This window comes from uncultured Ramlibacter sp., assembly GCF_936925435.1.
Lineage (GTDB): Bacteria > Pseudomonadota > Gammaproteobacteria > Burkholderiales > Burkholderiaceae_C > Ramlibacter.
On record NZ_CAKZHQ010000002.1, the window covers coordinates 169,502 to 191,504 of the forward strand.

The following is a 22,003-nucleotide window of genomic DNA, read 5'->3' on the forward strand; positions in this document are numbered from 1 at the left end:
GGCTCAATGTGAATGGGCCAGGACGCTGACCACGGTGACCAGGGCGATGCCGGCCAGCAGCCAGCCGATCTGGGCGGCGGTCTCGCGCGCACCCAGACGCTTTTGCAGCTGCGGGATCAGGTCAGCCAGCGCCACGTAGATGAAGCTGCTGCTGGCCACCACCAGGAAGTAAGGCAGCCAGTCGTGCAGCTTGTCGACCAGCCACCAGCCGCACAGCCCGCCCAGGGCAGTGACGGCGCCGGCCAGCGAGACCTTGACCAGGGCGGCGCGCCGGTTGCTGCTGGTCTGGCGCAGCACCACCAGGTCGCCGATATGGTGCGGCACCTCGTGCGCCAGCACCGCCAGCGCAGCGACCACGCCCAGGCGCAGGTCGGCGACGAAGGCCGAGGCGATCAGGATGCCGTCGCCGAAGCAGTGCACGCTGTCGCCGGTGAGCACGGCCCAGCCGCCGGCACGCGGCGCGTGATGGTGGTGGGCATGCGCGTGACCGTGGGCATGGTCGTGGGCGCCTTCGTGGTGGTGCTCATGGCCGTGGTGCCACAGCTCCGCCTTGTCCAACAGGAAGAAGAAGACCAGACCCACCAACAGCGTGGCAAACAGTTGCTTGGCGCCAGCCTGGCTTTCAAAAGCTTCCGGCAGCAGGTGCATGAAGGCCGTGGCCAGCAGGGCGCCGGCCGCCAGGCTCAGCAGGTGCTGGGCGCCAAGCCCACCGGGCTTGCCACTGTGGGCGCCCAGCAGGCCCAGGCCCATCAGGGCGGCGGCCAGCCACACGCTGCCGATGCCGGCGGCCAGCGTTGCGATCAGGATTGCTAGCAAAGTCATAGCGTCTCACGCCCAGCCGGCAGGGGCTGGGGCATTGTTGAATGTTCAATTTGCGGCCGGCCGGGGTCCGGCCTCAGGCCACGCCGTTCGCCTTGAACCATGCCAGCGCCCGGGTCCAGCCGTCGATGGCCGGCGCCGCGCGGTAGCTGGGGCGGTAGTCGGCATGGAAGGCATGGGGCGCGTCCGGGTACACCACGAACTGCGAAGCCCTGGCCGCGGGAGACCCGGCGGCCAGAGCGGCTTTCATCTTATCAACCGTGTCAAGCGGGATGCCGCTGTCGGCCGCGCCGTACAGGCCCAGCACCGGCGCCTGCAGGCCGGCGGCAATGTCCAGCGGGTGGCGCGGCGTCAGATCGCTGGCACTGCCCACCAGGCGGCCGTACCAGGCCACGCCGGCCTTGACCGGACCATGGGCGGCATACAGCCAGGTGATGCGCCCACCCCAGCAAAAGCCGGTGATGGCGGCGCGGTGGACGTCGCCGCCGTTGGCGCCAGCCCACTTGAGCGCGCCGTCCAGGTCGGCCATCACCTGCGCATCCGGCACCTTGGACACCACCTCGGCCATCAGCTTGGCCATCTCGCCGTAAGTGCTGGGGTCGCCCTGGCGCGCGTACAGCTCGGGCGCGATCGCCAGGTAGCCGGCCTTGGCGAAGCGGCGTGCGGTGTCGGCGATGTACTCGTGCACGCCGAAGATCTCCTGGATCACCAGCACCACCGGCAGATTCGCCCGGCCCGCCGGCTGGGCGCGAAAGGCCGGCACCTTGAAGCCATTGACTTCGTAAGTGAACTCTCCTGTGACCAGGCCTTCGGACGAGGTCTTGATGGCGGTCTGCGCCATCGCAGCACCGGCGGCAGCGGCATAGCCCACACCGAGTGCGGCCTTGAGCGCGCCGCGCCGCGTGGCACCGGCGTTGCCGGGCAGCAGGGCGTCGAAGTCGGTTCGCAGGTCTTCATGCAACATGGCGGCACTCCTGTGGGGGATGAACTGCCCGCGAATATACGGGGCCGCCCATAATTCGCGTTTTTCGTGAGGAGATTTTTCCATGCCCACCATCCGCATCGACATGTTCGAGGGCCGCACGCCCGAACAGAAGAAGAACCTGGTCAAGGCCATCACCCAGGCCGTGGTCGACACCCTGGGCGGCAAGGCCGAATCGGTCGACATCATCCTGACCGACATCCAGCGCAGCAACTGGGCCACCGGCGGCGAGCTCTGGTCCGAGAAGAAATAGGCATTCAGCCGGCGCGCTTGCGCATGCGCCAGGCATCCCAGGCGGCCACCACGCCCAGCAGCAGATGGATCTGCAAAGCCGAGAGGACGCTGCCCACACCGACCTCGGCCCGCGGCCCCGCCAGGGTCCAGGCCAGGGGCAGGCTCACCTGCAGCAGCCAGCCGGCCCAGGGCAGGAACAGCAGCAGGGCCATGGTGCGTCGCCGCTGCATCCATTGGCCCAGGCCGGGCACCAGAGCCGAGGCCAGCACGGCCCAAGCCCAGGCGATGCGCCGCCGGGCCTGCGCTGGCGCTCCCTGCCACGGGGGCATGCCTGGCGCGATGGCCGACCTGTCCCGCATCGCCGCGGCCATGCGCTGCGCCGTCACCAGCGAGATGACGTAGCCGGCAACGGCCGCAGCGCCCATCTCCAGGCGCAGCACGCCGGCGCCGGAATTGAGCAGCAGGCGCAAGCGCCCCATCCAGTTCATCTCACCCGCGGTCGCAGCTTGCGCCGCAGTGACATCGGCGCGCGCAGCGGCGCGTTCCAGCACGCAGTCGGTGGCACTGAGCGCGAACACCAGCAGCCGCCACTGCGTCAGCACCACGGCGCGCGCCGGCAAGCCGATCAGCAACACCGTGTCTTGCACCTGCTCGCCCTCGAGCAGCTGCTCCCCCACCTGGGCACGGCGCAACAGGCGCAAGGCTGCGGCATTGACCACCGCCTCCCAGCCTGGCCGCGCGCCGGCCCAGGCGAAGGCCAGGCGCTGCCATAGCAAGATGGCCACCAGCACAAAGGCGGCGACGGCCACCGGCGCCCACAGGCCCAAAGGGGCAAGACCCGCCGCCAGCCACGAAGGCCAGGGACGCAAGCGCAGCAGCCACGGAAAGGTCCAGGCCACCAACAGCAGCACCGGTGCCGCCAGCAACAGCCAGCGGCCCGCCACGCTCCAGGGGCCGGCCGCTGGCGTGGCAGCGCCCAGGCTGGCAAGCTCGGCGCGCTGGCGCGCTCCAGCCTGCGCGCCGCGCTCGGCCCGCACGGCCAGCACCAGGGCTGCCAGGAACACCAGCACACCGCCAGCCAGCAGGCCGTTGTGCAAGCGGCCATAACGCAGCTTAAGCGCCTTGCGCTGCAACAGCGCGGCTGCGGTGCCGGCATCGCCGAACTCGCCTGCGCGCGCGCCGTCGGCGCCGAAGCGCAGCACGCGGTACGAGGCGCCGTCGACCACCAGCAGCTTGCCGCCCGCCCAGGTCAGGTCGCGCGGCTCGGTGCCATCGCTGCCGGTGAACTCGCGCTCGCTGCCATCGGCAAAGACATCGACCACCCGGCCCACCGTCATGCCGTTGGCGAAGCGGACCACCGAAGCCAGTGCCTGCAGGCCGTCGCGGGCCTGTCCCTGCGAGGGCGTGGCCATGCCCAGGTAGACGGCCGTGGAATGCCCGCCGCGCAGGCGCAGGGTCTGCACCGGCGCCATGCTGCGCGGGTCCAGTTCGATCAGCTGGAAGCGGTTGGTGTTGGTGGTCCACAGGGCCTCGCCCTGCCACCACAGCCCATTGGTGAAGCGGTACAGGTCCGGCTGTGTACGCGCCAGGAAACGGCCCTCGCCGTCGAACAGAGCCACCGCATGGCCGCCACCGGTGGCCACCGCCAGCAGCCCCGCCGGAGAAAACGCATAGCTGATGGCGCGCGCAGCGTGCTGCGCCAGATCCGCCGGCCACTGCGGCAGCAGCGTGCGCTGCAGGCGGCCCGTCGCCGGGTCGAGGAAGAACAGCCGCGGGTCGTCGCGCACCGCCGCCACCACCGCACCGGAGGGATGGCGCGCCAGATTGCCCACCAGGCCCGGCGTGCCCAGCGCCCCCATGCTGTCGACGCGGTCCAACAACCGGCCGTCCGCTCCGAGCCGCCAGAGCTCGTCGTCCACCGACAGCCAGACCGACTGGTCCGGCAGCACAGCCAGTGCCGATGGCCCCTGGATGCGGCTGGCGCGGTCGCCGCACCACAGGGCCAGTGCGAGCAGTGCGATGGCCACGGCCAGGCCGGCCACCGCCAGGTGCTTGCTTGCGATTGCTTTCATCCCTCCTCCTTGCCTGCCTAGAATGGCCCAGACCCACACCGGACTGCAACATGCTGCGAATCCTGAGCTTCCTGGGCACAGCCGCCCTCACCGCCTGCGCCCAGCCGAGCGGCCCCGCCGCTTCCGCCCCGCCCGGCCAGGCCTTGCCGCCGCCGGCCCTGGCCAGCAGCGCCCAGTGCGACGCGGCGGCAGCGCAATTCGCGGTCGGCCAGATCCCCAATGGTGACCTGGTGGCCCAGGCCAGGGAGCGCGCTGGCGCCACGCGGGTGCGCCTGCTCAAGCCCAACCAGGCGGTGACCATGGAGTTCGACGCCATGCGCCTGAACCTGGACACCGACAGCGACGGCCGCGTGACCCGGGTGCGCTGCGGCTAGCTGGCCGCCGGCGCTTCAGTGCGCCTTTTCCCAGTTCTCGCCCACGCCGATCTCGGCCAGCAGGGGCACGCGCAATTGCGCCACGCCAGCCATCAGGCGCGGAATCTCCACCCGCAGCCAGTCGACCTCGGCCTGCGGCACCTCGAACACCAGTTCGTCGTGCACCTGCATGATCATCTTCGTGCCGCGCTTTTGCGCGTCGAGCACGTCCTGCACCTTGACCATGGCCAGCTTGATCAGGTCGGCCGCCGTGCCCTGCATGGGCGCGTTGATGGCGGCCCGCTCGGCGCCGCCGCGGCGCGGCCCATTCGGTGAATTGATCTCGGGCAGGACCAGGCGCCGGCCGAACACCGTCTCCACATAGCCCTGCTCCTTGGCCGATGCGCGGGTCTCGTCCATGTAGTTCTTCACGCCCGGGTAGCGCTGGAAGTAGCGGTCGATGTAGGCCGCCGCCGCCTTGGTTTCAATCCCCAGGTTGCGCGCCAGGCCGAAGCTGCTCATGCCGTAGATCAGGCCAAAGTTGATGACCTTGGCGTAGCGGCGCTGTTCGCTCGACACCTCGCCGGGCGCGACGCCGAAGACCTCCGCCGCGGTGGCGCGGTGCACGTCCATGCCTTCGGTGAAGGCCTTGAGCAGGGCCGCGTCTTCGCTCAGATGGGCCATGATGCGCAGCTCGATCTGGCTGTAGTCGGCGCTGGCGATCAGGTGGCCGGGCGCGGCGACGAAGGCCTCGCGCACACGCCGGCCTTCCGCGGTCTTGACCGGGATGTTCTGCAAATTGGGGTCGTTGCTGGACAAACGCCCCGTCACGGCCACCGCCTGGGCGTAGTGCGTGTGGACGCGGCCGGTCCTGGGATGGGCCATCTGCGCCAGCTTGTCGGTGTAGGTGCCCTTGAGCTTGGACAGGCCGCGGTGCTCCAGCAGCTTGGCCGGCAGCGGATAGTCCTCGGCGAGTTTTTCCAGAACCTCTTCATCGGTGCTGGGCGATCCGCTGGGCGTCTTCTTGACCACCGGCAGGCCCAGCTTGGTGAACAGGATCTCGCCGATCTGCTTGGGGCTTCCCAGGTTGAAGGGCTGGCCGCCCAGCTCGTGCGCCTCTTTTTCCAGCTGCAGGATGCGCGTGCCCAACTCCGCGCTCTGCTTGGCCAGCATGGGCCCATCGATCAGCACGCCGTTGCGCTCGATGCGGTAGAGCGTCTCGCTGCTTTGCATCTCCAGCTCGTAGATGAAGCGCAGCCTGGCATCGCGCTCAAGCTGCGGCCAAAGGGCAAGGTGCACGTCCAGGGTCTGGTCCGAGTCCTCGCAGGAGTACTCGGATGCCTTGTCCACCGACACCTGCGAGAACGGAATCTGGTGCACGCCCTTGCCGGTCAGCGATTCGTAGTCGATGCCGCTGCGGCCCAGGTGGCGCTCGGCCAGGCTGGCCAGGCCGTGCGGCTTGTGCACTTCCAGCACATAGCTTTGCAGCATGGTGTCGTGCGCATAGCCCTGGACCTCGATGCCGTGGTTGGCAAAGACATGGCGGTCGTACTTGATGTGCTGGCCCAGCTTTTTCTTGTCCGGGTTCTCCAGCCAGGGCTTGAGCCTGGCCAGCACTTCGTCGCGCGGCAATTGCTCGGGCGCGTCGCCATAGCTGTGGGCCAGGGGGATGTAGGCCGCCTCGCCCGGCTTGACCGAGAAGGACACGCCGATGATTTCGGCCAGCATTTCGTCGAGCGAGCTGGTCTCGGTGTCGATGGCCGCAAGCTCCGAGGCTTCGAGGCGGCGCAGCCAGTCGTCGAACTGCTCCCAGCTGAAGATGGTGTCGTACTGCAGGTTGCTCACCGGCAACTGGCCCACCAGGTCGGGTTCGTCGAACAGGCCGGGGTTGGCGCCGGGCTTCTTTTTGCTCTGGTGTTCCTCGATCAGTTCCGGCGGCACGGCGTGCAGTTCCAGCTGCTTGACCAGGCCCTTGAAGCCGTGCTGCGCGTAAAAAGTTTTCAGCGCGTCGGTCTGCTGGCCGCCGATCACGATGTCCTCCAGCGAGGGCAGGCCGGGGATGTGCTCGCGCAGGTCGCAGTCCTTCTTGACCGTCAGCAAGGCCCGGCCCTGGGGCAGCCAGTCCAGTGCCTGGCGGAAGTTCTCGCCGACCGCGCCCTTGAGCTCGTCGGCGCGCTCGATCATGGCGTCGACCGAGCCGTATTCGAGCAGCAGCTTGACCGCCGTCTTCGGGCCGACCTTGTTGACGCCGGGCACGTTGTCCACCGTGTCGCCCACCAGGGTCTGGTAGTCCACCATCAGGCGCGGCGGCACGCCGAACTCGGCCTCGACGCCGGCGACGTCGCGCTTGCGGTCGTTCATGGTGTCGATCACCGTCACATGCTCGTTGACCAGCTGGGACAGGTCCTTGTCGCCGCTGGAAATCACGGTCGTGATGCCCTGCTCGGTGGCCATGCACGACAGCGTGCCGATGACGTCGTCGGCTTCCACGCCCGGCACGTTCAGCACTTTCCACCCCAGCAGGCGCACGACTTCGTGGATGGCCGGGATCTGGGAGCGCAGGTCGTCCGGCATGGACGAGCGATTGGCCTTGTACTCGGGGTAGAGGTCGTCGCGGAAGGTTTTGCCCGGCGCGTCGAAGACGCAGACCGCGTAGTCGGCGCGCACGTCCTTGCGCAGCTTCTGCATCATGTTGATCATGCCGCGGATGGCGCCTGTGGCCGGGCTGGCCGGGTCGCCGGGCACGGCACGCAGGTCCGGCATGGCGTGGAAAGCCCGGTACAGGTAGCTGGAGCCGTCGACCAGCAGCAGGGTCTTCTCCAGGGGGATTTGGTCGTCGGTGGCATCGCTCATGCAGGCATTGTGCCCGCCCGCGGCGCAGGCCTGCGCCCCCCTACAATCGGACCATGCAAGCCCGTTTCCTCGTCCTGCCCGCGCTGCTGGCCGGCGCCGCCGCCCTCGCCCAGCCTGCGGCTCCAACCAGCCAACAGCCCCCGTCCAGCAAGCCGGAGGCGCTACAAAAGCAGGAGCAAAGCGAAGGCCGTAAGAACCAGAAAGTGCAACGCATCGTGCATGAGGACGCCGGCAGCACGATCGAGGAGGTGCGCTACGGCGGCCAGACCCAGAGCATCACGGTCCAGCCCAAGGCCGACGTGCCCGAGTACGAGATCACCCCCACCGACCTGGCACGCAGCCGCCCCGCCGACAACCGCGACGGCATGGGCAGCGCCACCGGCACGCGGGTCTGGAACGTCCTGAAGTTCTGACAATGGCCGTTTTCACCGAAGTCTCCGAGGGCGAGGCCGGCGAACTGCTGGGCCGGCTGCAGCTGGGGCAGCTGCGCGAGCTGCGCGGCATCCAGGGCGGCATCGAGAACACCAACTACTTCGCCACCACCGAGACCGGCCAGTACGTGCTGACCCTGTTCGAACGCCTGGGCTTCGAGCAGTTGCCGTTCTACCTGCACCTGATGAAGCACCTGGCGCAGCGCGGCATCCCGGTGCCCGATCCGCAGTCCGACCGCGACGGTGACATCCTGCACAAGCTGTGCGGCAAGCCCGCTGCGGTGGTCAACCGGCTGCGCGGCAAGAGCGAGCTGGCACCCACCGCCGCGCACTGCGCCGCCGTTGGCGACATGCTGGCACGCATGCACCTGGCCGGCCGTGACTACCCGCGCAGCCAGCCCAACCTGCGTGGCCTGGCCTGGTGGAACGAGACCGTGCCGGTGGTCCTGCCCTTCCTCGATGCGGCGCAGGCCGCGCTGATCCGCGCCGAGCTGGCCCTTCAGAACCACATCGCCGCCGGCTCGGCCTACGCCGCCCTGCCGCGCGGCCCCATCCATGCCGACCTGTTCCGCGACAACGTGATGTTCGAGGGCAGCGAGCTGACCGGCTTTTTCGACTTCTATTTCGCCGGCGTCGACAGCTGGCTGTTCGACATCGCGGTCTGCCTGAACGACTGGTGCGTCGACCTGCCCAGCGGCGCGCATGACCCCGAGCGCGCACTCGCCTTCCTGGACGCCTATGGCGCGCGCCGGCCGCTGGCGGCGGCGGAGCGCCAGCTGCTGCCGGCCATGGCCCGCGCCGGCGCCCTGCGCTTCTGGATCTCGCGCCTGTGGGACTTCCATCTGCCGCGCGAAGCCGCCATGCTGCAGCCGCACGATCCCGGTCACTTCGAGCGTGTGCTGCGCCAGCGCGTCGCCCACCCGGTCACAGCCTGAGCCCCCACCCCATGAAACTCAACGTCGTTCCGGCACGCACCGGTCTCCTGTGGGTGCGGCTGGGCATAAAGGCCTTCTTCAAGCAGCCCCTGGCCCTGGCCGGCCTGTTCTTCATGTACATGGCCGTGGTGCTGGTGATCTCGGCGATCCCGGTGCTGGGCGTTCTGATCGGCGGCATGCTGGTGCCGGCCGCGACCTTGGGCCTGATGGCGGCCACGGCCGAGGCGGCCAAGGGCAAATTCCCCATGCCCACCGTGCTGCTCAGCGCGTTCCGCGCCGGCCGCGACCGGGCCAAGGCCATGCTGGTGCTGGGCGCGATCTATGCCGGCGGCTCGCTGCTGGCCACCCGACTGGCCATGCTGTTTGCCGGCGCGCCGGGCGACCCGGGCAACCAGATCGACACCACCACGCTGCTGGCCCTGGCACTGCATGCACCGCTGTTCCTGATGTTCTGGCACGCGCCTGCGCTGGTCCACTGGCACGGCGTGCCGCCGCTCAAGAGCCTGTTCTTCAGCGCCGTCGCCTGCTTTCGCAATTTCGGCGCGCTGGCGCTGTTCGGCCTGGCCTGGATGCTGGTGTTCGTCAGCGTGGTGGCGCTGATCGGTCTGATCGGCGGCCTGGTCGGCGGCGCCGACATGGTGCGCGCCATGATGATGCCGGCCGCCCTGCTGCTGGCCTCCATGTCCTCGGCCTCGCTGTACTTCACCTTCCGCGACAGCTTCGTGACCGACGCGCCGTCTCCCGAGGGCGGGCTTTCCGCCGACGCACCGCCCTCGCCCTGAGCGGCCAGCGCATCCGAAGCGGGCCGGGAGGCGTATATCGGGTTTCGTGGTAGTTTTGCGCCACCACGTCCCCCACCACGATGTCCCGGAGAGCCCATGACGCAACACATCCTGCAAGGCCGCAGCGAAGCCGAAGTCACCTGGTTCCAGCGCCGCAGCTTCCTGCAATCTGCCGCTGCCTGGACCGCCCTGGGCGGTTTTTCGGCCGCCCACGCACAGCAGCGCAGCAACATCGTGGAACTGGTGGGTGACGCCACCGTCAATGGCACGCGGGTACAGCCGCAAACCACCATCCAGACCGGCGACGCTGTGGCCACCGGCCCTGGCTCCAGCCTGGTCTTCGTGATCGGCAACACCGCCTTCCAGGTGCGGCAGAACTCGCGCTTCGCCATCGAGCGTGGCGCCACGCTCAACTCGGTCAGCGTGCTGCGCATGCTCAGCGGCGCCATCGCCAGTGTCTGGGGCCGCGGCACCAGCCGCCAGATCCTCACGCCCACGCTCACCGCCGGCATCCGCGGCACCGGCGTCTACACCGAGGTGCGGCCGGAGGAAAACTACCGCAGCTATTTCTGCAACTGCTATGGCGTGGTGACGCTGGGCGCAGGCCCGGACCAGACCACCTCGCGCTCGGTCTACCACCAGGCGTTCTGGGGCGAGGCCGAGCCCAAGAACGGCCATTTCCTCCTGCCCGCCAAGGCCATCAACCACACCGACGAGGAGCTGGAATTCCTGGCCCGCCTGGCGGACCAACAGACCGCCTGGCAGATCTCCGGGCGCAAGGGCGTGAAGGACGCCGAGGGTTACCAGGAGCAGCAGCCGCCGCCGCCTGCCCCCCCCGCGGTGCAACGCTGAGGGGTGGATCCCGGCTCAAACCGGGATGGGGCTTGGCGTCAGTTCTTCGCCTTGTACTCGGCGATGGCCTTGGCCAGATCCTGGTATTCCTCGCAGCCCTTGCCGCCGCAGATGCTCTCCAGCTGCGCCAGGTGCTTGTCCGCCTCGGCCGGCTTTTTGTCCATCAAGTAGGCCTCGCCGATGTACTCGTGCGCGCCCTTGTGGCGCGGGTCCAGGCGCAGCGCGTTGTTGTAGTGCTCGAAGGCTTTGGCCAGGTCGGGCGTGGCGCGCTTGCGCCAGCTGTAGCCCAGCAGGTTCTGCACGTCGGCGTTGCGCGGCTCCTCGCGCGCGGCGGCATTGAGCTCGGACAGGGCCTTGTTCCAGTCCTTGGCGTCGATCGCCTTGCGGGCGTTGCCCAGCCTGTCGTTGACCGACGGCGCGCGCACGCTGGGGTTGGCACCCGGGATGTCGGCGGCATGGCCTGCGGCGCCAAAGGCCAGCGCAGCGGCAAGGACGAAGGAAGCGGTTTTCATGGGGCAGCTCCTGGAAAGTTGGAACAGGACAAACGTCGCACAAGCTGCCGCGGATGCGGCAGAAAATCACGTTTTCTTCTAGACCGTGCCGGCCATGCCCTGCAAGCGTGTGGCCAGCGCCAGCAGCTGCGGCCGCACCTCGCCCAGCAGGTACTGCGGTGAGAGCTTGAACCCCGGCCCGCCGCAGTTGATCGCCACCACCGAGCGGCTGGCCGGCCGGCGCAGGGCAACGGCAATGGCGTTGACGTCGTGCTGCCACTCGCCGAACGAGGTACAGCAACCCAGTTCGGCGTACTGCGCGACAGCGGCATCGATGCCGTCGCGCAGTTGCGGCCAGGCCGCCTCGTCGTGGCCGCGGATGCGCTCCATCAGCGCTTGGCGTTCGCCCTCGGTGCACACCGCCAGGTAGGCACGGCCCATCGCGGTGGTGGCCAGGGGAATGCGCGAGCCCACGTCCAGGCTGAGGGTGAGCGCCGATTCGCTGCGGCAGTTCTCGACGTAGATCATGGACAGGCGATCGCGCAGGCCCAGCGACACCATGGCCTGCGAATGGTCGGCCAGCTCCTGCATCAGCGGCCGCGCCAGCTGGCGCAGGTCCATCCGCGCGAGCATCGCGCTGCCCAGCGCCAGCACGGCGCTGCCCAGGCGGTAGCCGGCGGCGCCGCTGTCGTCCTGGGCGTGCTCCAGGTAACCGTGCTTGGTCAGCGTGTAGGTCAGCCGCGAGATGGTGGACTTGGGCAGGCCGCAACGCCGGGCCAGTTCCTGGTTGCCCAGCATGCGGTCGCGTGAGCGGAAGGCCGACAGCACGTCCAGCCCGCGGGCCAGGGCGGTGACGAAGTGCCTGTCCTCCTTGGCATTGCTGGTTTTGCCGACCCTTGGGGTAGCGGCGCTTGAAATAGAAGCGTTCACGGAATTCTGCATTGCGGGTAGCATGTTCTGCATTGCAGCAAGCCTTGTCAATCCGTCCCGGTCCCGGCCGGGACCGGTAATCCTTCGCAACAGCGATGGACAAGGCTGCGCCCGACTGTTACAACATGTAATTCATGAACGCCCCCAAAAAGCCAGCACCAAAGGCCACCGATTTCGGTGGTCTCTACCTGCCTGGTGACCGCATTCCCAGTGTCGACGCGGTCGAGGCCGACACCGAGTCGGCCTGGGCCCTCTTTACCGCCCTGAGCAGCGGCGACGGGGAGCCCCGGGGCTTTGAACAGACCGCGCCCAATGGGCTGCCGACGCGTCCGGTCGCCGAACCGGGCTATGCCGCCACCGAGCCGGCCGGCTTGCAGATGGCGGCGCGCCACAAGCCGCCCAGCGGTTTGACCCCGGAGGCGGTGATGCTGGAGGCGCGGCGCAACAACCGGGTCTGCCCGCAGCAGTTGCAATGGCAGCTGCTCTACGACCTGCTGCCGGTAAAGGCCGACGCCAAAGGCCGCCAGGACCCCTTGCCGCCGCCGGCTGGCCAGGCCTGGAAGTCCATGCCCGCGCTGTCCAAGCGGACCTGCCTGCGCCTGCAGATCGAGTGGGCCGCCGCCAACGGCTGCCTGCAGACCATCCACAACTTCTTTGGCCAGCTGCAGGAAGACGACTGGCACCACATCGGGGATTAGAAATGGCCCCCACGCTCGCTCACTGCGTGTAGCTCGCCTCAGTTGACAGGCGTGAGCTTGGCCACCGACAGGGCCAGCCACTTGATGCCGTGGCGGCCGAACTTCACCTGGGCCCGGGCATCGTCGCCCTGCCCTTCGATCGACAGCACAGCGCCTTCACCGAACTTGGCGTGGAAAACCTGGATGCCCGCGCGCAGGCCGTGCGAGGGCGCGGCCTTTTGCACCGGCACAGGCGGGCTGGCAAAGCTCTGGCTGGCGCCGGCGTCGCGGTGGAAGCCGCCCGAGCGCGTGCTCGGATAGCCGGCGCCGTAGCCGAAGGACGAGCCGCCGAAGTTCTGGTTCTTCGGCGTCAGCCATTTGAGCGCGGCCTCGGGCAGCTCGTCGAAGAAGCGGCTCTTGAGGTTGTAGCGGGTCTGGCCGTGCAGCATGCGCGTCTGCGAATGGCTCATGTACAGGCGCTTGCGCGCCCGCGTGATGGCCACGTACATCAGCCGCCGCTCTTCCTCCAGGCCATCGTGGTCGGCCATCGAGCGCTCGCTGGGGAACAGGCCCTCTTCCAGGCCGGTGATGAAGACGCAGTCGAACTCCAGGCCCTTGGCCGCGTGCACCGTCATCAGCTGCACCGCGTCCTGGCCGGCCTGGGCCTGGTTGTCGCCCGACTCCAGCGCCGCATGGGTCAGGAAGGCGGCCAGCGGCGAGAGCGTCTCGCCGGTCTCGGCGTCCGGCGGCACGTAGTCTGGCGCCGGCTCGTTGGCCTCGGGCAGGCTGGGGTCCAGGCCCTGGCTGGCCGGCGACTGGCGCAGCATGCCCGGACCCAGTTCGTCCACCGGCAGGGCGACGGCGTCGCGCCCGAAGCCTTCCTGGGTGACGAAGCTCTCGGCCGCATTGACCAGTTCTTCCAGATTCTCGACCCGGTCGGCGCCTTCACGCTCGGCCTTGTAGTGCTCGACCAGGCCCGAGTGCTGCAGCACCAGCTCGATGATCTCCTTCAAGACCATCTTTTGCGTCTGCTCGCGCAGCACGTCGATCTTGGCGACGAAGCCGCCCAGGTTGGCACCGGCCTTGCCGGTGGTGGCGCTGACCGCGTCGTGCAGCGAGCAGCCGGCGACGCGGGCCGCGTCCTGCAGCTGCTCGATGCTGCGCGCGCCGATGCCGCGCGGCGGGAAGTTCACCACCCGCAGGAAGGATGTGTCGTCGTTGGGGTTCTCCAGCAAGCGCAGGTAGGCCAGTGCATGCTTGATCTCGGCACGCTCGAAGAAGCGCAGGCCGCCGTAGACGCGGTAGGGCACGGCGGCATTGAACAGCGCCGTCTCGATCACCCGGCTCTGCGCGTTGCTGCGGTACAGCACGGCGATCTCCTTGCGCTCGAAGCCCGGCTGCGTGCCCTGGTCGCGCACCAGGTGGCGCATCTCCTCAACCATCCACTGGGCTTCGGCCAGATCGGTGGGTGCCTCGTAAACGCGCACCGGCTCGCCCGGGCCCTGGTCCGTGCGCAGGTTCTTGCCCAGACGCGTCTTGTTGTGGCTGATCAGCTGGTTGGCCGAGTCCAGGATGTTGCTGTAGCTGCGGTAGTTCTGCTCCAGCTTGATCTGGTGCGTGACATGGAACTCGCGCACGAAGTCGGCCATGTTGCCCACACGGGCGCCGCGGAAGGCATAGATGCTCTGGTCGTCGTCGCCGACGGCCAGCACCGCGCTCTCGGGGCCGGCCAGCTGCTTGAGCCAGGCGTACTGCAGCTTGTTGGTGTCCTGAAACTCGTCGACCAGGATGTGGCGGAAGCGCCGCTGGTAGTGCTCGCGGATGGGATCGTTGTCGCGCAGCAGCTCGTAGCTGCGCAGCATCAGCTCGCCGAAGTCGACCACGCCTTCGCGCTGGCACTGCTCTTCGTACAGCTGGTAGATCTCGACCTTGCGCCTGTCCTCGTCGCTGCGCGCCTCGACCATGTTGGGCCGCAGGCCGTCTTCCTTGGCGCCCGAGATGAACCACTGGGTCTGCTTGGCGGGGAAGCGCTCGTCGTCGACGTTGTGCGCCTTCATCACCCGCTTGATCGCCGACAGCTGGTCCTGCGTGTCCAGGATCTGGAAACTTTGCGGCAGATTCGCCAGCTTGTAGTGGGCGCGCAGGAGGCGGTTGCACAGACCGTGGAAGGTGCCTATCCACATGCCGCGCACGTTGACCGGCAGCAGCGCGCCCAGGCGCGTCATCATCTCCTTGGCGGCCTTGTTGGTGAAGGTCACGGCCAGCACGCCGCCGGGCGAGATCTGGCCGGTGGACAGCAGCCAGGCGATGCGGGTGGTCAGCACCCGGGTTTTGCCCGAGCCGGCGCCGGCCAGGATCAGCGCATGCTGGTTGGGCAGCGTGACCGCCGCGCGCTGCTCCGCGTTGAGATTGTGCAAGAGCGGGGCATCGGAAGCGACTTCTGGGAACATCCATCCATTGTAGAAAGCCCGCGCCCGCCCCATGCGACCAATCCCCTTCTTCCTGCTGACACTGCTGCCGCTGCTGGCGCAGGCCCAGTCCTCCTGCTCCAGCGACGGCCAGCTGCGGCCGCTGGCCCTGGTCGAGCGCTTCATCAATGCCGACTGCGACAGCTGCTGGTCTGATCCGGCCACGCCGCAGCCGCAGGCGCGCGAGGTGGCATTGGACTGGATCCTGCCGGGCAGCAAGGGCGAGGACGCGCCGCTGTCGGCGGCCGCCAGCCGCGATGGACTGCTGCGGCTGGCGGCCCTCGGACGGCCGCAGCCGGCGCAGGCCGAGGCTGTGCGCAGCCCCCTGCTGGCGGCCGCGCGCAGCCTGCGCGTGGCCCATGGCCTGCCCTTCAACAACTACATCGGCGCCTCGATCGAGCTCAGGCCCGCTGGCCGCTCGCCCTGGACCGCCTGGCTGGCCCTGGTGGAAACCGTGCCGGCCGGCACCGAGGGCACGCCGGTCGAGCGAAATCTGGTCAGAAACCTGCTTCAGCCCCCGTGGAATGGACTTGGAGCGCTATCAAAAGCGCAGCAGATGCGGCTTTTCGAGGCGCGCCCACTGAGCATCCCCGAGGGCGCCAACCCCGAGCGCCTGCGCGTGGTCGGCTGGGTCCAGGATGCACGCGGCGATATAAGGGCTATAGCCCAATCCAGATGCGCGCCCCAGGGCCCGCAGCGGTAGAATCGGGCACCGGGCCCAAGCATTTGTGGTCCGGTTTTTTTTGGCCCACGCGGCCAGGCCGGTCCGACAGTCCAAGCGCTCTCCCTGTTCAACAAACAGCCTTCTGGAGCCTGGTATGGAAATCTTCGATTACGACAATGTCTTGCTGCTGCCGCGCAAATGCCGCGTGGAAAGCCGCTCCGAGTGCGACGCCAGCGTGGAACTGGGTGGCCGCAGCTTTCGCATCCCGGTGGTGCCGGCCAACATGAAGACGGTCCTCAATGAGAAGCTGTGCCTGTGGCTGGCGCAGAACGGCTACTTCTACGTGATGCACCGCTTCGACCTGGACAACGTGCAGTTCGTGCGCGACATGCGGGCTCACGGCGCCTTCGCCTCCATTTCCCTGGGGGTGAAGAAGGCCGACTACGACACCGTGGACCAGCTGGCCGCCGCCGGCCTGGTACCCGAGTACGTGACCATCGACATCGCCCACGGCCATGCAGACACGGTCAAGAACATGATCGCCTACCTGCGCGAGAAGCTGCCCTCGACCTTCATCATCGCCGGCAACGTGGGCACGCCCGAGGCCATCATCGACCTGGAGAACTGGGGCGCCGACGCCACCAAGGTGGGCATCGGCCCGGGCAAGGTCTGCATCACGCGCATGAAGACCGGCTTTGGCACAGGCGGCTGGCAGCTGTCGGCGCTCAAGTGGTGCGCCCGCGTCGCGACCAAGCCCATCATCGCCGACGGCGGCATCCGCGAGCACGGCGACATCGCCAAGAGCATCCGCTTCGGCGCCACCATGGTGATGATCGGCTCCATGCTGGCCGGCCATGAGGAGTCGCCCGGCGACACCGTGGAGGTGGACGGCAAGCTGTTCAAGGAGTACTACGGCAGCGCCTCGGACTTCAACAAGGGCGAGTACAAGCACGTCGAGGGCAAGCGCATCCTCGAACCGGTCAGGGGCAAGCTGGCCGATACGCTGCGCGAGATGGAAGAAGACGTGCAAAGCTCCATCAGCTACGCCGGCGGCAAGAAACTGATGGACGTGCGCAAGGTCAACTACGTCATCCTGGGCGGCGACAACGCCGGCGAACATCTTTTGATGTGAGCCGCGCTCTGGCCATGCTCGCCGGCGAACGTCTCCTGATGTGAGCCCCCTGCCCGTTCGCGCCGTACTCATGCTGGCCTGCGCAACAGCGCTGGCCGCATGCACCACGCCGGCCCCGCGTGGCCCGTCCGCCGAGGTCCAGGCCCAGCTTGCCGCCAGCATCGCCGCCGCCCTGCGACCGGCGGTCGCGCTGGCCGAACTGCCATCGCAGCGGGCCCTGGTGGCCGACCTGAAGACAGCCGTTTTGTTGCTTGACCGCAGCGCACCGGCGGTGACGGTCCGGGACAGACAAGCCCTGGCCTACCTGCTGGAGCTGCCCCGCTTGCCGGGCCCCTATGCGCTGCGCCTGCAAATGATCCCGGCCGATGGCTGGCAGGGCAGCATCTTCGCGCCCTCCGTGATGTTCCTGGACAAGCAGCGCCAGCCCATCGAATCGTTGGAAAGTCTGGCGCTGGCCGAGACCGGCAGCCAGGCGCAAGTCCAGATGGCGCAGCTGGCGATGCTGGGGCCGCGGGCGCAGGCGGCCTTCATGCTGGTCTATGTCGACCTGGACGACAGCGCCCACAGCGTGACCGTCAGCGCCACCGAGGCCAACCAGCCCGTCACCTCCCTGCCCGTGGGGACCGGACCGGTGCGCAGCTACGCGCTGGTGGCTGCGCGTGCGCTCGAAGGCATCGTCACCATCTCGGTGCTCCCGCTGTAAGGCCGCTCAGTCGCGCAGCATGCCACCGGACCAGGTCTCGCCGAAGGCCTGTGGCGGCCGCGTGGCGCCCTGCACCAGGCTGCGCGGCAGCGCGGCGCAACTGCCGGTGGCGATGTAATCCAGGGCCGCGCGGGTGCGTGCTTCCAGCGGATCGCCCAGCTGGCGGTCCAGGTCGTCGGCCACCTCGCAGTCTGGTGCGAAACCGGCGGTATAGCGGCCCAAGCCCTGGCCGTTGAAGGTCTCGAATTTCACCGCGTTGTAGCTGGTGCCGCAGGACTCCCGGGCGACGAAGCCATAGGGCTTGCCATAGGTGGTCTGGCCCACCAGGACCACCGGCATCAGCGGCTTGAGGCCGTTGATGAACAGCTCACTGGCAGATGCCGTGGCGCCCGAGGTGATCACCAGCACCCGCGGCAGCCCCTGCAAGGGCGGCGCGGGCAGGCCGGCCGGCAGTGTGATGAAGGGCATGTCGTAATTGCTTGCCACGTTGCGCGCGTTGTAGCGCAGCTGCGCAAAAACCTGGCCCGCCACGCGCGTGCCGCCGACCATGCTGGCGAGGTCACGCGACAGGTTGACGCTGCCGCCGTTGTTGTAGCGCAGGTCCAGCACCAGCTCCTGCACGCCGGCCGCGGCCATCGACCGGATCGCATCGCCCAGCTCGATGTAGCCGTAGACCATGAACTGCTGGTAGACGATGTAGCCCACCTTGACGGTCTCGCTTCCCCCAGGCGCCGGCCGCGTCACGCTGAAGGTGGCCGTCGCAGGAACCGTGCTGAGCGGGAATTGCGCGGAACTGACAGCCAGTCGGCGCTCCTGGCCCGCCGCGTCGCGCAGCACGAACTCGCGCGGCACGCCCGGCGTCGACACCGGTGCCAGCGAGCCTGCCGCGACCTGCGCGGGTGACTGGCCGTCGATGGCCAGCACGGTGTCGCCGCGGCGCAGGCCGGCGAGGGCCACGGGACTGTGCGGCTCGACGTTGCGGACCTTCAGCACCGTGCCAGCGGCATCGGCCCAGGCCAGGGTGTAGCCATAGCCAACGCGTTGGCCCAGAATCAGCAGCACGTCGTTGGCGCTGCTCTCGCTGTAGCTGTAGCGGTCGGTGGGCTTGAACAGCAAGGACTGGAAATACGCGTCCATCGTCGCGGCGCCGGCGTCCCCGGCCTGGGTGGGCCAGAAATAGTCGTTCTCCATGGCGCTGCGCAGGGACTGGCGCTGCTCGGCCACCGAACAGCCGGCGGGAGCCTCGGGCTGCGGCTCGGGCTGGACCACCGGCGGCGGTTCCACTGGGGCGCTGTTGCCGCCACCGCCACCGCCGCAGCCGACCAGCAAGGCGCAGGCCAGGGCCAGGATCCACAGGTGCATGGCTTCAGGTCCGCAGCAGGTCCAGCGCCAGGCTGTTGAGGCGGTGGCCGGGCTGGACCAGGGCCTCGAGCACGCTGAAATGGTTCAGGCCCGGCAGGGCCTCGCAGACCGGCACGCGCTGCTTGCCCCAGGCCTGGCGGATCAGATCGTTCTGGCGCAGGAATTCCGCGCTCTCGTCGCCACCGGCCACGCTGACCAGGCGGCCCTGCGGCGGCGCGGGCAGCAGCGCCGGGCTGGCCTTGCGCGCATCGCCGGGCGTCAGGCGCAGCGCATCCTGCAGGAAGGGCGCGCGGCGCACGGGATCCAGGTCGTACAGGCCGGAAATCGACAAGGCGCTCTTCACCAGATCCGCTGGCAGGTCCTTGCCCACCACCGGCCACACGCAGGCCAGCAGCATCGCCGCCAGGTGGCCACCGGCCGAGTGGCCGACCACGCTGATGCGCGAGGGGTCGCCGCCATGCTCGGCGATGTGGCGCCAGGTCCAGGCCAGGGCCCGCACCATCTGCAGGCAGATATCGGGAATGGTCACCGCCGGGCACAACGCGTAATTGGGCACCACCACGCAGGCGCCTTCGCTGGTGAAGGCCGGCGCGATGAAGGAATGGCCCTGCTTGTCAAGCGAGCGCCAGTAGCCGCCATGGATGAAGACCAGCACTGGCGCATCGGCCTGCTGGGTGGGGAAGATGTCCAGATGCTCGTTGGGACCGCCGCCATAGCGTACGTCCAGCTTGCGCGGCTGGCTGCGCACGACCTGCGCCGACTCGGCGTCCCAGCGCCGGAAGTGCTCCGCGTGCCGGAGCACCAGCGCGCGGTTGTTGTACATGCTGTCGAACCAGGCGCCGTCTTGCTTGCCCATGGGAATTCCTCTGTTGTCGCCTACGCGGGCGTGCATCTTGGCACAGGCCGGGGAAGTCCCCGCTTGCCCTGGCCGCCGTGCCTGCGTATTGTGTGGCTGGACACGGTCTGGACGAAACCAGAGAAGGAGACAAGCCATGCAACTGACGCAGGAACAGAAGGACCAGTTCGACAGTGAGGGCTACCTCTTCTTCCCCGGGCTGTTCACGCCTGCGGAGACGCGCACCCTGACCGACGCCGTGCCCGCGCTGTACAGCCGGCGCGAGGCTTACAACGTGCGAGAAAAAGGCAAGGACGCGGTGCGCACCAATTTCGCCGCCCACCTGGTGAGCGAGCCCTTCGCCCGGCTGGCCCGGCACCCACGCATGATCGGGCCGGTACAAGACCTGCTGGGCGATCAGCTGTACATGCACCAGTTCAAGATCAACGGCAAGGCGGCCTTCGAGGGCGACGTCTGGCAGTGGCACCAGGACTACGGCACCTGGCTGAACGACGACATGATGCCCACCGAACGCGCAATGAACGTGGCCATCTTCCTGGACGACGTCAACGAGCACAACGGACCGCTGATGTTCATCCCCGGCAGCCACAAAAAAGGCGTGGTGGAGGCCAGGCACGACCTGACCACCACCAGCTACCCACTGTGGACGGTGGACGACGCGCTGATCGGCAAGCTGGTGGAGCGCGCTGGTGGCAAGGGACAGTATGACAAGGACGGCCGCCTTGTCGGAGGCGGCATCGTCAGCCCCAAGGGACCGGCCGGCTCGATGATCCTGTTCCACAGCTGCCTGGTCCACGCCTCGGGCAGCAATCTCTCGCCCTGGCACCGCGTCGCGGTCTATCTCAGCCTGTGCGCGGTGTCCAACCACATCCGCCGCTTCAAACGGCCCGAGTACATCGCCCACCGCGACTTCACGCCCATCGAGACACTGCCGGACGACTGCCTGCTCAAGGACTACCCGGTGGACGTGCCGTGGAAGCAGGGCCTGCCGGCCAGCGCATTGCAGACCTCCCCCATTGCCTTTGACGAAATGAAGAAAGCGGCATGAACCTGCACGCCAAACTCCAGCAACGTGCGGCGCAAGGCCGGCCCGTGCGCATCGGCCTGATCGGGGCCGGCAAGTTCGGCTCCATGTACCTGGCCCAGGTGCCGCGCACGCCGGGCGTGCACCTGGTGGGCATCGCCGACCTGGCGCCCGACACGGCCCGCGCCAACCTCGCACGTGTGGGATGGAATCCGGCCACAGCCCTCGCAGAATCGATCGATGATGCTATCAAGACAGGAGCAACCCACGTCAGCGAGGACTGGCAGGCGTTGGTGCGGCACCCGGCCATCGACCTCATCGTCGAATGCACGGGCCACCCGATCGCGGCGGTGGACCATTGTCTGGAGGCCTTCGCCCACGGCAAGCACGTGGTCAACGTGACGGTGGAGGCCGACGCGTTCTGCGGCCCGCTGCTGGCGCGCAAGGCGGCCGCTGCCGGTGTCGTGTACTCGCTGGCTTTTGGCGACCAGCCGGCCCTGATCTGCGACCTGGTGGACTGGGCCCGCACCTGCGGCTTTCCGGTGGTGGCGGCCGGCCGCGGCCACAAGTGGCTGCCGCATTTTTGCGAATCGACGCCTGAGACGGTCTGGGGCAACTACGGCCTGACGCCCGAGCAGGCGCTGCGCGGCGGGCTCAATCCCAAGATGTTCAACAGCTTCCTGGACGGCTCCAAGCCCTCGATCGAAAGCACGGCGGTGGCCAATGCCACCGGCCTGACGGTGCCATCCAACGGCCTGCTCTATCCGCCGGCCAGCGTGGAGGACATCCCCTTCGTCACGCGCCCCATCAGCGAAGGCGGCGTGCTCGAACGCAAGGGCATGGTGGAAGTGATCTCCTCGCTGGAAGCCAACGGCCGCAAGATCCCCTACGACATCCGCATGGGCGTGTGGGTGACGGTGGAGGCCGAGACGGACTACATCAGGAACTGCTTCGAGGAATACAACGCCCACACCGATCCCAGCGGGCGCTACTTCACGCTGTACAAGCGCTGGCACCTGATCGGGCTGGAGGTGGGCGTGTCGGTCGCTTCCGTGGCCTTGCGCGGCGAGCCCACCGGCGTGGCCACCTGCTGGAACGCCGACGTGGTGGCCACGGCCAAGCACGATCTCGCGCCCGGTGAGATGCTCGATGGTGAAGGCGGCTACACCGTATGGGGCAAGCTGCTGCCCTCGGACCGCTCGCTGCAAATGGGTGGACTTCCCCTGGGCTTGGCGCACGACGTGAAAGTGCTGCGGCCGGTGAAGAAGGGACAGAGCCTGACATGGCGCGATGTCGCGATGGACACCAGCACTCACGCCTACAAAATCCGCAAGGAGATGGAGGCGATGTTCGCGCCGCCACTGCGCAAAGCAGCGTGATGTA

At 68.3% G+C, this 22,003-nt stretch carries 21 protein-coding genes; 12 read left to right on the forward strand and 9 right to left on the reverse strand.

Going from position 1 to position 22,003, the window contains the following annotated elements; all coding sequences use genetic code 11:
• Nucleotides 1-3: 3 nt before the first annotated feature.
• Nucleotides 4-822: a ZIP family metal transporter gene (locus Q0632_RS00925; RefSeq protein WP_298923386.1), complete on the reverse strand. Its 819-nt coding sequence runs from the start codon at nt 820-822 to the stop codon at nt 4-6.
• Between the two features lie 73 nt (nt 823-895).
• A complete protein-coding gene (locus tag Q0632_RS00930; protein WP_298923388.1) occupies nt 896-1,783 on the reverse strand; it encodes a dienelactone hydrolase family protein in 888 nt (295 codons plus the stop codon).
• Between the two features lie 82 nt (nt 1,784-1,865).
• Here Q0632_RS00930 and Q0632_RS00935 point away from each other — a divergent pair, with 82 nt between their 5' ends.
• The gene (locus Q0632_RS00935) at nt 1,866-2,054 is read left to right on the forward strand and encodes a 4-oxalocrotonate tautomerase (RefSeq protein ID WP_298923390.1); all 189 of its coding nucleotides are present in this window, start codon (nt 1,866-1,868) and stop codon (nt 2,052-2,054) included.
• 4 nt (nt 2,055-2,058) lie between these two features.
• Here the strand turns inward: Q0632_RS00935 and Q0632_RS00940 are convergent, their stop codons facing one another.
• The gene (locus Q0632_RS00940; RefSeq protein WP_298923392.1) at nt 2,059-4,107 is read right to left on the reverse strand and encodes a hypothetical protein; all 2,049 of its coding nucleotides are present in this window, start codon (nt 4,105-4,107) and stop codon (nt 2,059-2,061) included.
• 50 nt (nt 4,108-4,157) lie between these two features.
• Between Q0632_RS00940 and Q0632_RS00945 the strand changes: the two genes are divergently transcribed.
• Nucleotides 4,158-4,481, forward strand: a complete 324-nt coding sequence (locus Q0632_RS00945; RefSeq protein WP_298923394.1) for an I78 family peptidase inhibitor — start codon at nt 4,158-4,160, stop codon at nt 4,479-4,481.
• A gap of 15 nt (nt 4,482-4,496) precedes the next feature.
• Here the strand turns inward: Q0632_RS00945 and polA are convergent, their stop codons facing one another.
• On the reverse strand, nt 4,497-7,313 hold the full coding sequence (polA, locus tag Q0632_RS00950; RefSeq protein ID WP_298923396.1) for a DNA polymerase I: 2,817 nt from the start codon (nt 7,311-7,313) through the stop codon (nt 4,497-4,499).
• Between the two features lie 53 nt (nt 7,314-7,366).
• Here polA and Q0632_RS00955 point away from each other — a divergent pair, with 53 nt between their 5' ends.
• The 4 genes from Q0632_RS00955 (at nt 7,367) to Q0632_RS00970 (ending at nt 10,313) form a co-directional block, all read left to right on the forward strand.
• Nucleotides 7,367-7,726, forward strand: a complete 360-nt coding sequence (locus Q0632_RS00955) for a hypothetical protein (protein WP_298923398.1) — start codon at nt 7,367-7,369, stop codon at nt 7,724-7,726.
• 2 nt (nt 7,727-7,728) lie between these two features.
• Nucleotides 7,729-8,679 (forward strand): homoserine kinase, encoded by a 951-nt coding sequence (locus Q0632_RS00960; RefSeq protein ID WP_298923400.1) that lies wholly within the window; start codon nt 7,729-7,731, stop codon nt 8,677-8,679.
• Between the two features lie 11 nt (nt 8,680-8,690).
• Nucleotides 8,691-9,461: a BPSS1780 family membrane protein gene (locus Q0632_RS00965; RefSeq protein WP_298923402.1), complete on the forward strand. Its 771-nt coding sequence runs from the start codon at nt 8,691-8,693 to the stop codon at nt 9,459-9,461.
• A gap of 96 nt (nt 9,462-9,557) precedes the next feature.
• On the forward strand, nt 9,558-10,313 hold the full coding sequence (locus Q0632_RS00970) for an iron dicitrate transport regulator FecR (RefSeq protein ID WP_298923404.1): 756 nt from the start codon (nt 9,558-9,560) through the stop codon (nt 10,311-10,313).
• Between the two features lie 38 nt (nt 10,314-10,351).
• Here Q0632_RS00970 and Q0632_RS00975 read toward each other — a convergent pair whose 3' ends face one another.
• Nucleotides 10,352-10,825: a hypothetical protein gene (locus Q0632_RS00975; protein WP_298923406.1), complete on the reverse strand. Its 474-nt coding sequence runs from the start codon at nt 10,823-10,825 to the stop codon at nt 10,352-10,354.
• 78 nt (nt 10,826-10,903) lie between these two features.
• Nucleotides 10,904-11,734, reverse strand: a complete 831-nt coding sequence (locus tag Q0632_RS00980) for an IclR family transcriptional regulator (protein ID WP_298923409.1) — start codon at nt 11,732-11,734, stop codon at nt 10,904-10,906.
• A 134-nt stretch (nt 11,735-11,868) separates the two neighbouring features.
• Between Q0632_RS00980 and Q0632_RS00985 the strand changes: the two genes are divergently transcribed.
• On the forward strand, nt 11,869-12,432 hold the full coding sequence (locus Q0632_RS00985; RefSeq protein ID WP_298923412.1) for a hypothetical protein: 564 nt from the start codon (nt 11,869-11,871) through the stop codon (nt 12,430-12,432).
• A 38-nt stretch (nt 12,433-12,470) separates the two neighbouring features.
• On the opposite strand, the gene Q0632_RS00990 is transcribed toward Q0632_RS00985, so the two are convergent.
• Complete coding sequence (locus Q0632_RS00990; RefSeq protein ID WP_298923414.1) at nt 12,471-14,861, reverse strand: UvrD-helicase domain-containing protein; 2,391 nt, start codon at nt 14,859-14,861, stop codon at nt 12,471-12,473.
• A gap of 31 nt (nt 14,862-14,892) precedes the next feature.
• On the opposite strand from Q0632_RS00990, the gene Q0632_RS00995 reads away from it, so the two are divergent.
• The 3 genes from Q0632_RS00995 (at nt 14,893) to Q0632_RS01005 (ending at nt 17,378) form a co-directional block, all read left to right on the forward strand.
• A complete protein-coding gene (locus Q0632_RS00995; protein WP_298923416.1) occupies nt 14,893-15,582 on the forward strand; it encodes a hypothetical protein in 690 nt (229 codons plus the stop codon).
• Nucleotides 15,583-15,697: 115 nt separating this feature from the next.
• Complete coding sequence (locus Q0632_RS01000) at nt 15,698-16,675, forward strand: GMP reductase (RefSeq protein WP_298923419.1); 978 nt, start codon at nt 15,698-15,700, stop codon at nt 16,673-16,675.
• 40 nt (nt 16,676-16,715) lie between these two features.
• Nucleotides 16,716-17,378: a MalM family protein gene (locus Q0632_RS01005; RefSeq protein ID WP_298923421.1), complete on the forward strand. Its 663-nt coding sequence runs from the start codon at nt 16,716-16,718 to the stop codon at nt 17,376-17,378.
• Between the two features lie 6 nt (nt 17,379-17,384).
• Here the strand turns inward: Q0632_RS01005 and Q0632_RS01010 are convergent, their stop codons facing one another.
• Together Q0632_RS01010 and Q0632_RS01015 are read right to left on the reverse strand one after the other, a co-directional pair.
• The gene (locus Q0632_RS01010) at nt 17,385-18,740 is read right to left on the reverse strand and encodes a S41 family peptidase (protein WP_298923423.1); all 1,356 of its coding nucleotides are present in this window, start codon (nt 18,738-18,740) and stop codon (nt 17,385-17,387) included.
• Between the two features lie 4 nt (nt 18,741-18,744).
• On the reverse strand, nt 18,745-19,596 hold the full coding sequence (locus Q0632_RS01015; protein ID WP_298923426.1) for an alpha/beta hydrolase: 852 nt from the start codon (nt 19,594-19,596) through the stop codon (nt 18,745-18,747).
• A 136-nt stretch (nt 19,597-19,732) separates the two neighbouring features.
• Between Q0632_RS01015 and Q0632_RS01020 the strand changes: the two genes are divergently transcribed.
• Both Q0632_RS01020 and Q0632_RS01025 read left to right on the forward strand, forming a co-directional pair.
• The gene (locus Q0632_RS01020; RefSeq protein WP_298923428.1) at nt 19,733-20,644 is read left to right on the forward strand and encodes a phytanoyl-CoA dioxygenase family protein; all 912 of its coding nucleotides are present in this window, start codon (nt 19,733-19,735) and stop codon (nt 20,642-20,644) included.
• Complete coding sequence (locus Q0632_RS01025) at nt 20,641-21,999, forward strand: Gfo/Idh/MocA family oxidoreductase (protein ID WP_298923430.1); 1,359 nt, start codon at nt 20,641-20,643, stop codon at nt 21,997-21,999. Before Q0632_RS01020 ends, Q0632_RS01025 begins: the two co-directional genes overlap by 4 nt.
• Nucleotides 22,000-22,003: the final 4 nt, after the last annotated feature.